The organism is Sphingomonas aurantiaca, from assembly GCF_003050705.1.
GTDB classification, from domain to species: domain Bacteria; phylum Pseudomonadota; class Alphaproteobacteria; order Sphingomonadales; family Sphingomonadaceae; genus Sphingomonas; species Sphingomonas aurantiaca.
The window spans coordinates 164,699-179,100 of record NZ_QAOG01000008.1 but is presented as its reverse complement, the minus strand read 5'-3'; the positions used below and the strand labels follow the sequence as shown (position 1 = coordinate 179,100).

Annotated in this window: 14 protein-coding genes; 8 read left to right on the top strand and 6 right to left on the bottom strand. The window is 67.1% G+C overall.

Annotation, left to right across the window (positions count from 1 at the left end; all coding sequences use genetic code 11):
• Window positions 1-114 precede the first annotated feature (114 nt).
• Entirely contained in the window at window positions 115-3,570 is a 3,456-nt protein-coding gene (locus C8J26_RS18885) for a DUF3857 domain-containing protein (protein WP_167398910.1), read from the top strand.
• 143 nt (window positions 3,571-3,713) lie between these two features.
• Complete coding sequence (locus C8J26_RS18880) at window positions 3,714-4,259, top strand: hypothetical protein (RefSeq protein WP_107959794.1); 546 nt, start codon at window positions 3,714-3,716, stop codon at window positions 4,257-4,259.
• On the opposite strand, the gene C8J26_RS18875 is transcribed toward C8J26_RS18880, so the two are convergent.
• From C8J26_RS18875 to C8J26_RS18860, 4 genes are read right to left on the bottom strand one after another with little or no spacing between them, the layout of a single operon-like run.
• On the bottom strand, window positions 4,256-4,966 hold the full coding sequence (locus C8J26_RS18875) for a Crp/Fnr family transcriptional regulator (protein WP_107959792.1): 711 nt from the start codon (window positions 4,964-4,966) through the stop codon (window positions 4,256-4,258). The two genes, C8J26_RS18880 and C8J26_RS18875, sit on opposite strands and share 4 nt — an antisense overlap.
• Window positions 4,967-5,020: 54 nt before the next feature.
• Entirely contained in the window at window positions 5,021-5,143 is a 123-nt protein-coding gene (gene cydX, locus C8J26_RS18870) for a cytochrome bd-I oxidase subunit CydX (protein WP_107959790.1), read from the bottom strand.
• A 25-nt stretch (window positions 5,144-5,168) separates the two neighbouring features.
• Window positions 5,169-6,308 (bottom strand): cytochrome d ubiquinol oxidase subunit II, encoded by a 1,140-nt coding sequence (cydB, locus tag C8J26_RS18865; protein ID WP_107959895.1) that lies wholly within the window; start codon window positions 6,306-6,308, stop codon window positions 5,169-5,171.
• 14 nt (window positions 6,309-6,322) lie between these two features.
• Window positions 6,323-7,894: a cytochrome ubiquinol oxidase subunit I gene (locus C8J26_RS18860; protein WP_107959788.1), complete on the bottom strand. Its 1,572-nt coding sequence runs from the start codon at window positions 7,892-7,894 to the stop codon at window positions 6,323-6,325.
• Between the two features lie 120 nt (window positions 7,895-8,014).
• Here C8J26_RS18860 and cydD point away from each other — a divergent pair, with 120 nt between their 5' ends.
• Window positions 8,015-9,676 (top strand): thiol reductant ABC exporter subunit CydD, encoded by a 1,662-nt coding sequence (gene cydD, locus C8J26_RS18855; RefSeq protein WP_107959893.1) that lies wholly within the window; start codon window positions 8,015-8,017, stop codon window positions 9,674-9,676.
• Entirely contained in the window at window positions 9,673-11,322 is a 1,650-nt protein-coding gene (locus C8J26_RS18850) for an amino acid ABC transporter ATP-binding/permease protein (RefSeq protein WP_107959786.1), read from the top strand. The genes cydD and C8J26_RS18850 overlap by 4 nt, the downstream gene beginning before the upstream one ends.
• Before the next feature lie 100 nt (window positions 11,323-11,422).
• Here the strand turns inward: C8J26_RS18850 and C8J26_RS18845 are convergent, their stop codons facing one another.
• Both C8J26_RS18845 and C8J26_RS18840 read right to left on the bottom strand, forming a co-directional pair.
• Window positions 11,423-12,121 carry an OmpW/AlkL family protein gene (locus C8J26_RS18845; protein WP_279628958.1) on the bottom strand — a complete coding sequence of 233 codons (699 nt, stop codon included), beginning with the start codon at window positions 12,119-12,121 and terminating at the stop codon, window positions 11,423-11,425.
• Window positions 12,122-12,252: 131 nt separating this feature from the next.
• Window positions 12,253-12,537 (bottom strand): hypothetical protein, encoded by a 285-nt coding sequence (locus tag C8J26_RS18840; protein ID WP_107959782.1) that lies wholly within the window; start codon window positions 12,535-12,537, stop codon window positions 12,253-12,255.
• A 406-nt stretch (window positions 12,538-12,943) separates the two neighbouring features.
• Between C8J26_RS18840 and C8J26_RS18835 the strand changes: the two genes are divergently transcribed.
• From C8J26_RS18835 to C8J26_RS20990, 4 genes are all read left to right on the top strand, one after another.
• Complete coding sequence (locus C8J26_RS18835; protein WP_082445169.1) at window positions 12,944-13,117, top strand: DUF465 domain-containing protein; 174 nt, start codon at window positions 12,944-12,946, stop codon at window positions 13,115-13,117.
• Window positions 13,118-13,211: 94 nt separating this feature from the next.
• Window positions 13,212-13,661 (top strand): hypothetical protein, encoded by a 450-nt coding sequence (locus C8J26_RS18830; RefSeq protein WP_056414297.1) that lies wholly within the window; start codon window positions 13,212-13,214, stop codon window positions 13,659-13,661.
• On the top strand, window positions 13,658-14,056 hold the full coding sequence (locus tag C8J26_RS20995) for a hypothetical protein (RefSeq protein ID WP_244185407.1): 399 nt from the start codon (window positions 13,658-13,660) through the stop codon (window positions 14,054-14,056). Before C8J26_RS18830 ends, C8J26_RS20995 begins: the two co-directional genes overlap by 4 nt.
• A complete protein-coding gene (locus tag C8J26_RS20990) occupies window positions 14,057-14,401 on the top strand; it encodes a TorF family putative porin (protein ID WP_244185406.1) in 345 nt (114 codons plus the stop codon).
• The last annotated feature ends 1 nt before the right edge of the window (window position 14,402 follow it).

Genomic DNA, 14,402 nt, shown 5'->3' with positions numbered 1-14,402 from the left:
CACCGATGCCGATCGGAGGCAGCTTGCAACAGGTCGTGGCGTGTCATAGCTGATGTCCGGGGCATGACGGGGGCAGTTGCAGGCGTGAAAACATTCACACGGTCGTATCGCGTATTGTCATTCCTTTTGCTGACGTCGGGCGTCGCCGCCGGTGCCGCGCAAGCGGCGGATGACGGTCACGCGGCGAAGACCGCGTCCGCGCCGGTCGTAGCGATCGAAGCCGAACCTGTATGGATACGCGAGCGGACGATCCCGGAGGCGACCAAAGCCCGTGTGGCGAACGCGCAGAGTGGTATCGCATTCCTATTGCTCGACGAACAGCACCGGACGCGCGCCGATGGTCATGACGACTGGTTTCGCACAGCGACGAAGGTAACCGACCGCAGCGGGCTCGAATCCGCCGGCCAGCTAGCGCTGTCTTTCGACCCCGCGTTCGAAACTGCGGGAATCGCCTTCATCCACCTGATCCGTGACGGGAAGATCATCGACCTGACGCAGGATACGAAGTTTCGGATCGTCGAGCGGGAGGACAGCCTCAAGGACGGCATCGTCACGGGGACGCTCAAGGCGATCGCGAACCTGCGGGACGTCCGGGTCGGCGACGTGGTCGATTATGCGACGACGGTCCACACGCGCACGGCGCTCTGGCCCGGCCACGCATTCTATCATCTGTCGCAACGCTTTTCCGACCCGCTGGCGACGCGCGCGCTGCGCTTCGTCTGGCCCGCGGGGACGACGCCCCGGTTCAAGGCGTTGAACAGCGATGTGGCCTTTCCCCCACGTAAAATCGCAGCGGGTACGGAATGGGAGTGGATCGTCACGGATCCACCGGCGATGCGCGGCGAGGAGGACGTACCCCCGGGCACGTTCCAATGGGGGCGGGTCGATATATCGACGATGAAGGACTGGGCCGGACTCGCCCGCTGGGCGACGGCGCTGTATCAGGGCGACGAGAGCCTGCCCGGTGCCTTTGCCGCGCGGCTCGACGCCATCGCCAAGGCCTCTCCCGCGCCAGCCGATCGACTGACCGCCGCGGTCCGGTTCGTGCAGGACAATATCCGGTACGTCGGGGAAGAACTGGGTGAGGGATCCTATGTGCCGCGCCGTCCGGCGATCGTGCTCGCGCGGGGCTATGGCGACTGCAAGGACAAGAGCCTGCTGCTCGCGGTCGCGCTGCGTCGACTTGGCATCGATGCAGTTCCGGCGCTCGTGTCGACGACCGGCGGGGAGCGGCTTCCCGATCGTTTGCCGTCCCCGCTGGTGTTCGATCATGTCATCGTCCGCGTCGTGATCGACGGCAAGGTCCTGTGGCTCGATCCTACCGGTACGCACCGCGGTGGTACGGGACGCGGCATCGTGCCCTCCGATCTCGGCTATGCGTTGCCGATCCGCGCGGAGCAGACCGCGCTGGAGCATATCGACGGCTATGGCGACCGCGCGGGGCGCGTGACTGTGCTCGAGCAGTTTGCAGTGGACGAGACGGCGGACATCCCGTTGCGGCTCCACGTCGAGACGCGGTTTACCGACGCACGCGCCGATACGATGCGCGCGCGCTGGGCCAACGGATCCGCCAAAGCCATCTCGGATGCGAACCTGGAATTCTACCATGATCGGTTCCCGGGGCTCGTCGAGAGCAAGACGCTGGAACTGATCGACGATCGCGACCGCAACGTCCTGACGTTGAACGAGAATTACACGATGCCACGCGACGCGTTCGGCAAGGCCGGCATCCCCGCCAAGCTGACCACGCGCGCCTATATCGTGCAGAATGTTCTCCCCGCACGACAGTCCAGCCCGCGCATTCAGCCGCTTGCGCTACCGACCGATCTGGCGAACGATCAAACGATCGAGCTTCGCGTCAAAGATCGCGTGCTCACGCCGCTCGACGATCTGGATGCACGGGCCGGGGCCATGACGTTCTCCCGGAAGACCACCGCGTTGCGCGACGGCCTGCGCGTGATCTACCGGCTCGATACCGGCACGCGCGATGCCGTCCCGGCGAGCGCCGCCGCCGAGGTCTATGCGTTGTCGGATCAGATCAAGGACAATGCGGGGATCGAGTTCTACCTGGAGAAATCTCCCCACACCGCGTTCGCGCCAAAGGGTATCGACGCCGCGACCTGGGCACCGATCAAGGCCGACATGGAAAAGGCGGTCGCGCTCACACAGAAGAACGAACAGTCCACCAATCTCCAAGCGCTGGCACTGCTGTCGACGGCGTCCGGCAAGGTGCCGCATCCCTCCGCCGCAGCCGGTCTGATCGACGGGTTGAAGGGGGCCATTCTCAGCGACCTGCGCCGCCCCCAGGCAGCGTTCGCCGCGCTGCAATCCGCCACGGCGCAATATGACGGCAATCCGCCGGTCTATCGCCTGTGGCTCGGCTATGAACTCGACTTGGGAACGGCTGAGTCCTTCGTCAAAGCGCTGGAGCGGACGATCGCTGTCCAGCCGAAGGAGATCGGCACGCTGGACAAGCGATTGATCCAGCTGGCGCTGCAAAAGATAGTCGCGCTGGCACCGGAGAAGCGTGAGGCGGCACGTGAATCGTTGTGCATGACGCTCGACAAGGGTGGGTGGCAGCAGGATCCGAGGACGGATTTCGGCAACAGCATGCTGGGCTGCGCGATTGCGGCGCACAGTGTGAGGGGGAATATCGTCGAAGCGCGCAGCGGGCTGGCGAAAGATCCGCCCACCGAGGCATTGCTGACGATGGCGATCGACCGCCGTCACCAGGCGCTCTGGCCGGACATAGACCGGATTGGCGGCGATCGGTTTCGCAGGAGCCTCGAACGCGAGGCGGCACGCGCCGCTGCCGTCTCCGCTGCGACGCCAAAAGACTATGCCGCGATGACGTATCGGATGCAGACGCTACGTGCGCTGGGCCGCTTCCAAGAGGCGCTGGACGCCGGCAAGGCGTTAGCGAGCGATACGGCGCAGATCGAGATCGTGGGAACCGACGCATTCTGGCTGGTCAACGAATATGCGAGCAATCTGTCAGCGCTCGGTCGCGGCGATGCGGCGATCGCGGCATTGGACGGCGTGCTAGCGCTGGGTCTCGACCGCTATCCCGAACTGGTGTCGTTCGCCATCAATCGCGCGGAGATCGTCGTTCAGGCGGGACGGTTCGATGCGGGGCTGGTCAGCGTGACCGAGCTCGACACGCGCCATGCGAGCGGCTTGAGCGACTATGGCCGGATGTGGGTCTGGACGACCAAGAGCTGCGCATTGCGCGCACTGGGTCGCGTGGCGGAGGCCGAGGCCGTCGAGGCGAACATTGCGAAGACGCCGCAGAACAACTGGAGCGCGGCGACTGAGGCTGCCGCATGTCGGAACGACGGCGGGGCGATCGCCGACCTTATCAAGCTTCGGCTGGGCGACAGCGAAGCGCGCCACGACGCGCTGGCCCTGTTGATCACGTTCGACACGAAAACGTCGCAGACTGCGTTTCAAAAGCGGTTGCGTGATGCGCTGGCCGCCGCGATCGCACGGCCCGATGTCCAACAGGCATTCGCAAAATATGGGCGCGCGGTTCGCTATGCCGGGACGACGCAAGGCTGGAACGAATTCTGACGGGATTGCTGTTCAGCGGTGAGCGCGTGTTAGCGACAGGAGATGTAACCGGAGGCGGGGGGGGGGGCTGTGACCGGTGCGGTTTGATCGCCGTCAATGTCGGGGACCGGGTGCCGTGCACAGTGGCGGCATGGAGAGCCGCGATGATCGATCATGACGAATTCGGCGGATTAGTCGTACCGTTCGTGCGGCGGCGGCCTGTCATCCAGGACACCGATCTCGCCGCCATCTTCGCCTATCATGCCCGCCTTCGTGACGTGTGCGACAGCCTCGAAGCCTGTGCCGACGCACTCCCCGATCGACCCTCGGACGCAGCGGCGTTGCGGCTGAGCCTGCGCGGTGTGGTCGCCAGTCATGACCGGGAAGAGGCTACGGTAATTGACACGCTGTTCGCGTGCGACCTAGGCGATCCGCTGACCGCGGCGCTGCTTGGGCGAGTGCAGGCGCGGCGCCTGAGCGATGCGATCCATGCGGACGACGTCCTCGCGGCGCTGTCCGAACTATCGACGTCCGAGCGATGGCAGCCCTGTGCGGAAGCGTTCGGCTATATGTTGCGCGGCGTTTTCGACAGCTGCCGGCTGACGATGGACTTTACCGAGCTGGCGATCCTGACGCTTGGCACCGGACGGCTCAGCCGCAGCGCACGCGCGATGCTCATCGACGGGCTGTGCGCGCGGCAGGCGAGTTAGGCGGCTTCGGCGCTATCCTGTAGCGCGCGTTCATCGGAAATCGTGACCGCGCGGCCGCCCGGCAGGGCGATGATGCCGGCGATCTTCAGCCGGGTCATCTGGCGGCTTACCGTCTCGATCGTCAGCCCGAGCACGTCGGCGATCTGTCCGCGCGTGAGCGGCAGGTCGAACGTCATCGGTGCGTCCGGCGTCGCGCGGCACCCGCTCGCGGTGGCGCGCGACGCCATGTCGAGGAGGAAGCCCGCAATCTTCTCCTGCGCGGATTGGCGCGCGAGCGACGCGATCCGCGTTCGCGCGACACCGAGCGCCGCCAGCGTCCGTTGCAGCAACAGCCGCTCCATCCGCGCGTGATCCTCCAGCACGCGTTCGAACGCGTCGCGCGGGAAGATGCACAGCTCCGCATCGGTCAGCGCGGTAATCGTGAAGTCGGCCTGGCCGGCATAGGGTTGGCCGACGAAATCCGCCGGATATAGCAGCCCGACGATCTGTTCCCGACCATCGGGCGTCGCCGCCACCAGCTTGAGGACGCCCGACAACAAATTGGCGCAGATGATACTCTCATCGCCCGCCCAGATCAGCGTCTGGCCGCGCGTGATCGTGCGACGGCGGCCGAGTGTATTCAGCGTCGTCAGCTCGCTGTCGCTGAGACTGCTGCACAGGGCCTGGTCGCGGATCGCGCAATCCGTACAGATATCGATGTGAGCCATCCGCCGGCTATAGTGTACGCGACCCCAAAACCCGCCTGAATTCTTTCGCTGCCGTTACGAGTTGGCGGTTGCATCCGCATCGTCTTCGATCGGCAGGTGGAATTCATGCCAGATGCCATTGAGAATGCCGAAGCCAAGCGCGAGGCCGAGGCCGAGGATCCAGGTGAAATACCACATGATCAGATGTCCTTGATGTTCGGGGTCAGTAGAAATCGGGGTTGGTCGCGACCTCGTGCGCCGTCACGCGACCGAACATCACCTTGTACGCCCAGGCGGTGTAGGCGAGCACGATCGGCAGGAACACGACGGTGACGACCAGCATGATGCCGAGCGTCCTGGCGCTCGACGATGCGTTCCAGACGGTGAGGCTCGAGTGCGAGTCGATGCTCGACGGCAGGATGAACGGGAACATCGACAGCCCGACGGTCGCGATGATGCCGATCGCCGAGGCGGACGAGCCGGCGAACGCGGCGGTTTCCGACCCGCGGCGGATGCCGAACACGGAGAGCGCTGCGCCGCCGAACCCGAGCAGGGGGGCGATCATCATCCAGGGGTAGAGGCCGTAATTGACGAGCCAGCCGCCGCGTGCCGCTTCGCTGGTGGTGCGCAACGGATTGGACGGGCCTGCGGGATCGATCGCGCCGACGATATGGTAGCCGATATCGCCATAGGCGACGAACGCCCAGCCTATCGCGAACAGCACGAGCGAGGCGAGTCCGGCGACCGTCCCGAACGTACGCGCGCGATCATGCACCGCGCCGTGCTCGACCTTGATCGCCAGCCATGCGCTGCCGTGCAGGACGAGCATCGCCACCGACAGCAGCCCGCACAACAGCGTAAACGGCGTGAACAGTCCGAGGAAGCTGCCGTCGAAGAACGTGCGCAGGTCGTTGTCGAGGCGGAAGGGCGCACCCGACAGGACGTTGCCGACCGCCACGCCGAACACGAGCGCAGGCACGAACCCGCCGACGAACAAGGCCCAGTCCCATCGCGACCGCCACGCGGCATCGGGCCGCTTGGACCGGTATTTGAACCCGACCGGACGCAGGATCAGCGCCGCCAGCACGAGGAACATCGCCAGGTAGAAACCCGAGAAGCTGATCGCGTAAACGAACGGCCATGCCGCAAAAATCGCACCGCCCGCGAGGATGAACCACACCTGGTTGCCCTCCCAGGTCGGGCCGATCGCGTTGATCACCATCCGCCGCTCGGCATCGCTGCGCCCGACGAACGGGAGCAGCGCGGCCACCCCGAGATCGAAGCCGTCGGTCAGCGCGAACCCGATCAGCAGCACGCCGAGCAACCCCCACCAGATCAGACGCAGCGTTTCATAATCGAACATCGTCATGTCTCCAGTCAGGCGGTGAGGGCGGGGGCGGCCGCATGTTCGGGCGCATGCTGCGGATCCTCGTCATGCTCGAACGGTCCCTTGCGGATCGTCGCGAGGATCAGCCGCACCTCGATCATCGCGAGCGTGCCGTAGAGCGCGGTGAAGCCGACGATCGTCGCCCACAACACCCCGCGGGTCAGCGACGATGCGGCCAGGAAGGTCGGCAGCACGCCCTCGATCGCCCAGGGCTGACGGCCGATCTCGGCAAGCATCCAGCCAAGCTCGATCGCGATCCAGGGCAACGGGATCGCGACGACCGCCAGCTTCAGGAACCAGCGCGTCTGCGTGTGCAGCCGCAGCGAGGTCAGGAGGAATGCGGTGCCGAACAGCGCGATCATGAAGAAGCCGATGAACGCCATGATCCGGAAGCTCCAGAACATCAGCGGGACATTGGGCACCACGTCCCACGCGGTCGCGGCGATCAGCTGCGGGCTCGCCGTTCGCGGGTCGGCGACGTGGCGTTTCAGCAGCAGCGCATAGCCGAGGTCGCGCTTGTGCGCCTCGAACCGCGCGCGCTGGACGAGGTCGGTGCGATCGATCTTTAGATGCTCGACCGCGTCATAGGCGATGACGCCCGAGGTGATCCGTTCCTGCGCCTTGAGCACCAGTTCGGACATCCCCGTCACTTCCTTGTCGAGGCTGCGCGTGGCGATCAGGCCGAGGACCCAGGGGATCTGCACCTCATAGCGCGTCTCGCGCGCGGCGACGTCGGGTATCCCGAACAATGTCAGCCCGGCGGGAGCGGGGGCGGTGTGCCAGGCAGCCTCGATCGCGGCGAGCTTCATCTTCTGGTTGTCGGTCAGCGCATAGCCGCTCTCGTCGCCGAGCACGACGACCGACAGCGATCCGGCAAGGCCGAACGCCGCAGCGACGGTCATCGAACGGCGCGCGACCGCGACGTAGCGTCCCTTGAGCAGCCAGAAGGCGGAGATGCCGAGTACCACGACGGCGGCGCAGACATAGCCCGCGCTGACGGTGTGGACGAACTTGGCCTGCGCGATCGGGTTGAACAGCACCGCGCCGAAATCGCTGACCTCCATCCGCATCGTGTCGGTGTTGAACACCGCGCCGGTCGGGTTCTGCATCCAGCCGTTCGCGACCAGGATCCACAGTGCCGACAAATTGGTGCCGAGCGCGACCATGAACGTGACGATCAAGTGGCCGAGCTTCGACAGGCGATTCCAGCCGAAGAACATCAGCCCGACGAACGTCGCTTCGAGGAAGAACGCCATCAGCCCCTCGATCGCGAGCGGCGCGCCGAAGATGTCGCCGACATAATGCGAGAAATACGACCAGTTGGTGCCGAACTGGAATTCCATCGTCAGCCCGGTGGCGACACCCAGCACGAAGTTGATCGCGAAGATGCACCCCCAGAACCGCGTGATGACCCGCCAGATCGGCCGGTTCGTCATGACGTACACGGCCTCCATGATGACCAGCATCATCGACAGCCCGAGCGTCAGCGGCACGAACAGGAAATGGTACAACGCGGTCAGCGCGAATTGCAGCCGCGACAGATCGATGACCCCGAGGTCCATAGTGATGCTCCCCACATGGCCAAGGAGGTCATGTCCGGAGCGCGATCTAGGCGCTGGCCGCGGTCCGAACATTGACCGCGGTCAAAGACGCGCACGGGCGCCCCGTCGATGGCGGAGGGCATGACCAGTATCACCAAAGACCGCGCGCGCGTCTCCAGAACCTATCTCAAGGAGGTGGTCGCCGATGGCGGGGGCGTCCGGACGTCGACGAGCCTGCTCCTGCTCGACACGGTGGCGGCGATCGGGTTCGCGGCAGGGCTGGCCGGCGGCGTCGTCGCGGTGTCGTCCGGCGTTTTGGCGATGCTGCCCTGGGCGGTCCTGGCGGGCGCGTCGGGGATCGGGCGCGGGGCTTGCGCGATGCTGGCGGCACGTGTCGGCGCGCGTGGTGCGTATCGGGCGAAGACCCGGTTGCGGCGGCGGATCGTCACCGCGGCGCTCCACCGATTGCCCGGATCGGACGCCACGACGGGCACACTGATGAGCGCCGCGGTCGACGAGGTCGATGCGATCGACGGCTATGTCGCGCGCTTCCTGCCCGCGCGGATCGCGGCGTCGATCGCGCCGCTGATCGTGCTCGCCGCGACCGCAGTCGCCAGCCCTATCGCGGCGGCGGTCTTGGTGACGACGTTCTTCCCGTTCGTCGTGGCCATGATCCTCGCGGGCGGCGCCGCCGCGGACGAGTCTCGCCGCCAGTTCGTCGCACTCGCCCGCCTGTCGGGGGTGTTTGCGGACCGGATCGGGGCGCTGCCGATCGTGCTCGCGTTTCGCGCGGAAGCACGCGAGGCGCGTGCGCTGGGCGAGGCGTCGGAGGACCTCGCGCGGCGGACGCTCGGCGTGTTGCGTGTCGCCTTCCTGTCGTCGGGGGCGCTCGAGTTCTTCGCGGCGCTGTCGGTCGCGCTGGTCGCGGTCTATGCCGGGTTCAACCTGCTGGGTTTGCTGCCGTTTCCGGTGCCGGAGACGCTGACGCTCGGCCGCGCGTTCTTCGTGCTCGCACTTGCGCCCGAATTCTACGCGCCGATGCGCCGTCTCGCGGCGGCCTATCACGATCGGCAGGCGGCGGAGACCGCGGCCGAGCGGTTGGCCGCGATCGAGCAGGCAAGCGTGGCGCCCGCGACGGTCGTGCCGACATGGCCGAGGACGCTGCCGTCGATCCGCTTCGACTCCGTGTCGGTCCGCTATGACGGGCAGCACAGTGCCGCCGTGTCGGACGTCTCGTTCGAGGTCCGCGCTGGGACGATCGTCGCGCTGGTCGGCCCCTCGGGAAGCGGCAAGAGCAGCCTGCTGCATCTGCTGCTGGGCCTCGCCCCCTTGTCCGGGGGGCGTGTTTCGATCGGCGACCACGACCTTGCCGAGATCGGCAGCATCGCGCCAATCGCCGCGTGGGCGGGCCAGTCGCCGCTGATCCTGACAGGGACGATCGGCTCGAACATCGCGCTCGCCGATCCGACGGCGTCGGCCGAGCGGATCGCCGAGGTCGCGCGGGTCGCCGGGCTGTCGCCCATGCTGCTGGCGCGGGGCGGGTTGGGCGCGGCGATCGATGCGCGGGGTGGTGGGATATCGGGCGGCGAGCGGCGCCGGATCGCGCTTGCGCGCGCGCTGTTGAAGCCCGCGCCCGTCATGCTGCTCGACGAGCCGACCGCGCATCTCGATGCGGACGCCGAGGCGCGCCTGATCGAGGTGATCGCGCACGTCTGCGCCGGGCGTACCACGATCTTCGCGACACATAGCGCAAGGCTCGCCGCGATCGCCGATGTCGTCGTCGATCTGGGAGAAATCGCATGACGGCATTCGATACGCTGATCGCCGGCGAGCGGCGGCGGCAGCGGCGTCGTCTGTGGCGCGCGAGCGGCTATGCGGCGGTCGTCGCGCTGGCCTCGGTCGTGCTGCTCGGGCTGTCGGGATGGTTCATCACCGCCGCCGCGGTTGCGGGGCTCGCGGGCACGATCGCCGCGCAGGGGTTCAACTACGTGCTGCCTAGCGCGGGGATCCGCCTGCTCGCGATCCTGCGGACCGCCGGGCGCTATGGCGAGCGGCTCGCCAGCCACGACGCGGCGTTCGGCGCGCTCGCCCGCATCCGCCCCGCTTTGTTCCTCGGTTTCGCAGCGGGCCCGGCGGACCATGCTCTGGCGCTGACGCAGGGCGAGGCGACCGCACGCATCGTTCAGGACGTGTCGGTCGTCGAGGCGCAGTTCGTCCGGCTGTCCGCCGTGCCGGGGATGATCACGGCACTGTCGAGTGGTCTGCTCTTGTGCGCGCTCGGGGGCTGGCGTCCCGCGCTGGCGCTTGGCGTGTGCCTCGCCGGAGTGCTGGCCCTCGCGACCGTCCTTGCCCGACGTCTCGAAGCGCCGGGACGCGAGGTGCAGCGCGCGAGCGGCGCGCTCAAGGACGCGTTCGCCGGCGTGGCCGATGCGGCCGCGGAACTGCGCTGCTATGGCGCCGAGGCGGCGGCGTTGGCGGCGGTCGATGCCTGCAGCCTGCGTCTCGCCGAGGCCCAGCGCGCGCAGGCGGGCGTCTCGGGCTGGTTCGACTTCATCCAGGCGGTGGCCCTCGGCATGGCGGGCGTGTCGGCGTCGCTGCTTGCAGGCCCGTCGGGCGCGCCGATCGCCGCCTTGTGCGCATTGGCGGCGGTGATGACGGTCGACGGCGCAGGACCGGTCCTGCGCAGCCTCGCTCAGCGCAGCGCGGTGCGCGAGGCGACCGCGCGGCTCAACGAGCTGCTGCCTGACGCGGTGGCGGAGGCGCAAGTGGCCAATTGCCGTGCCGCGCCGTCGCTCGCTCTGCTCGGCACGCATTTGCCCGCAGGCGCACGTGTCGCGCTGATCGGCGCATCGGGGACGGGCAAGACGACGCTCGTCGAAAGCCTGCTCGGTTTGCGCGCGGTGACGGCGGGGACGGCGTTCATCGACGGGACCGACATTGCCGCCATCCCGCTCGCTATCCGGCGCGCGACGTTCGGCTGGGCGCCACAGGATGCTGCGCTGCTGGCCGGCACCGTGCGCGATACGCTCGCGCTCGGCGATCCGCTCGCCGACGAGGCCGCGATGTGGGCGGCGCTTGCCGATGTCGCGCTTGCCGACGTGGTCGCGACGATGCCGCACGGCCTCGACAGCTGGGTCGGCGAGCATGGCGTGCGGCTGTCGGGCGGCGAACGTCGGCGGCTGGCGCTGGCGCGTGCCTATCTCGTCCCGGCCCCATGGCTATTGCTCGACGAACCGACCGAGGGGCTCGATGCCGCCACCGAGCGACGGGTTGCCGACGGTCTGGCCGCGCGCCTCGAAAGGACGATGCAGGGGCTGGTCATGGTCAGCCATCGTCCGGCGATGGTGGCGCTGTGCGACCGGCACTGCCCGATCGTGGCGGCACCGGGTTTGGTCGTCACGCTACCCACGGCTACCGAGCCGCAACCGCGTCGCTCTCGCCGACGGTGATGACCGCCGGAGTTTGCCGGCGGTCGGACGGGCGGCCAGAGGCGGGATTCTCCACCGCCGGGTTGTCCGGCGGGAGGAGGGCCGCTCCCCCTCGCCGCGGTTACAGCCGGATGCCGAGCCCAACGCCCAGCACCAGCGGATCGAGGCTGATCGCGACGTGCTGCGTGCCCGCCGCGGTCGTCCGCAGGCGCGCGGTCGTGTCGATGTCGATATATTTGACGTCGAGGTTGAGGAAGACCTTTGGCGTGATGTCGATGTCGACGGAGGCCTGCGCCGCCCAGCCAAGGCTGTCCTTCATGTGGACGTCGGTCGCGCCGACGGCCTTGACGAGCCCGTCGGACGCCCTCTCGTTCCAGAAGATCGTGTAGTTTACGCCCGCGCCGATATAGGGGCGGACCTTGCCCGTCGGGTTCAGATGATATTGCGCGGTCAGCGTCGGCGGCAGGACCCAGGTCGAGGCGAGCTTGCCGATCGATCCGGTCGTGCCGGTGCGGCCGTCGGCGTGATGCTTGGTGGTCGCGGCGATCAGCTCGAAGCCGATGTTATTGGTCGCCATATAGGTGACGTCGACCTCGGGCATGACGCTGTTGTTCACGCGGACACGCTCGCCGGGAAACGCGGGCAGGACGCTGCCGGATTTCTCGTTCGGCGCGACCAGGATGGTCCGGACGCGCAGCAGCACGTCGCCGGCGGCGATGCCCTGGCGCGGGGCCGCGTCGGCTCGCGCCAGCGCGGGGGTGGCCATGGCCATCCCGGCAAGCGCCGCAACGATGGCTAGGCTAGTGTTCGACGATGTCATGGTCCGGCTCCTGCAATCCAAGGCCATCGGGCTAGGCGCAGGGGGCGGCAGTGGCGTTGACCGCGGACAAGGATCGGGTTGACCGCGGTCAAAGACGGCGCGTGGTTCGCAACCGCAGGGCTAGAACGCCGTCACATGCCCGATGCTAGGATGCAGTACACAAGTACTGGCACGCCAACCAACAGGATCAGGAAGAAAAGATTGAGCTCCATCAGCCGGTTGAGCCAATTCGGCGTTACGTCATGCCCGTCATGGGCATCGGCCTTCGAATAGTGCTGGACGATCGGCTGATCGAATTTCCCGGGAAACGCGTGGCCCGGCCTGGATCCCGAGACTGGTATGGCCGGAGCGGGCTTGGCCTGCTGTCCGGTGTCGGCTGAAGCATGCGCGTCGAATTTGGAGATAGGGTCTGCCACGACAGGGTTTCCGCTTACTCGAGAACATGGGTGTGCAGAGCACATCACAAAGGTCAGATCGAATAATGCCCGAACTCAAACGGCTATTGGCCGCGAGCTCGGGCTAACCCCGTGCGGCGAGTTGGCCGGCGTGGTCGATAAAACGCTTATGTGTCGCGGGAGCGTACATGCGAATACAATCGGGGAACCGCCGCGTGTTGTCAACATCGGACGGATTTGCGCCGCCGGACTTGATCTCCACTGATGAAGCATTAGGTTGATACTGCGGGCCGGGCCCCTCTGGCGTTCGTCTTGGGACGAGCGTGATGTCGGACCGCATCGGGTGAGCCCGGTGGTAAGGCCTGGCCTGATTGCCTCTTGTCATCGCGGCTGATCCGATCTTCCAATCGTCGATCGGAGCGCGGCTATGACCATTTTCTCGTACAAACTGACACAGTTGCACAAGCGGCTGGACGACCAGATCCGGGCCGAGATGAAAGTGCGCATGCCCGATACGCTGCGCCTCCTGCGGCTCAAACGGTTGCGTCTGAGCGTGAAGGATCAGCTGCACGCACGCGCCCTGCGCCAGCAGGTCTGCTGACGCGACGGGTCGACAGGTCGGCATCGACCATCGTCCACACAGATGAGCGTTACCGGTCACGATGGACCGGAACGGCAAAAGAAGGAGAGCGAACATGGCCTATTATCTACTCGCCGGATTGGCGCTCGCCGCCACGGGCACCGCACTCGGGCTGACAGTGGATCATCAGAACCAGGTGGATCATCATAGCGGTCCGGTCGCGGTCCAGTATCGCGGCGATGTCGCGATCACGCACAAACAGGTCGGCGCGGTTGCGCCTGGGGGAAGGGCGTCGTCGCTGCGTTGCGACTGGGCGGCGACGATGACGGTCGCGCGCCATGCCGTCGCCTCGTCGGGCACGACGCTGGTCCGTACGATCGACAGCGAACCGCTGGTCTCGGGCACACGGCCTGGCTGGTGCGCGACGAGCCACCGCGCGATCGCCAAGGAAGTCGCGGGCAAGACAGTCGCCATCCGGGATCATCTGGTGGTCGTCGCCGGGCAGGACGAGGCGATGCTGCGTGCCGAGCTGGACCGGATCCACGGCCCGCAGCGCGCCGGATGATCCGGGCATTGAAGCGCGCAGGCGTGCTGGGTTTGGCGACCTGCGGACTTGTGGCGCCCGCGTTTGCACAGACCGCCCGGTCGGCCACTGTCGAGGGCATGACGGACGAGGAACGGCGCGGGCTCAGCTGGAGTGGGGGACGCGCCGCCTTGGCGGGTGACGTTCGTGTGTCGCTGGGGCGGCTGGACGCCTCGGCCCGCGCGGTGACGACGCGCGGCAGCGCGCGGCATGGTGGCGCCGATGCGGTCGTCGACCTCGGCATCGGCACGGGATGGGATCTCGGTGCGATCCGGCTACGCGCGGATGCCATCGGGCATGCGTTCGCCGGTGCGCGCGGGCGGATGGATTATGTCGAGGGCGGCCTGTCGGCGAGTTACGGCTATGGCCCGCTCTAAGTGACGCTGGGTGCCATCGGCGCGCCGTCGCAGCGCGCGATCGGCGGCAGCAACGTCTATGCCTATGCCAACGCCAATGCGGGTATCCCGGGGACGCCGTTCACCGTCCTCGCCGAGGTCGGGCATTCGTCCGGCAGTGTCCGCAATCCCAATCATGCCGAGCGCCTCCGACCGGGCGGCGATTACACCAACTGGCGGCTAGGGCTCGAACATCGTCGTGACCGATTGACGGTCGGCGTCGACTATATCGGCACCGATGTCTCGCGCTCCGGTGAAGCCAGCCGGTTTGCGGATCGGCGCAATGCGGCGGACCGGCTCATAGGGCATGTGCAGCTGTCGTTCTGAC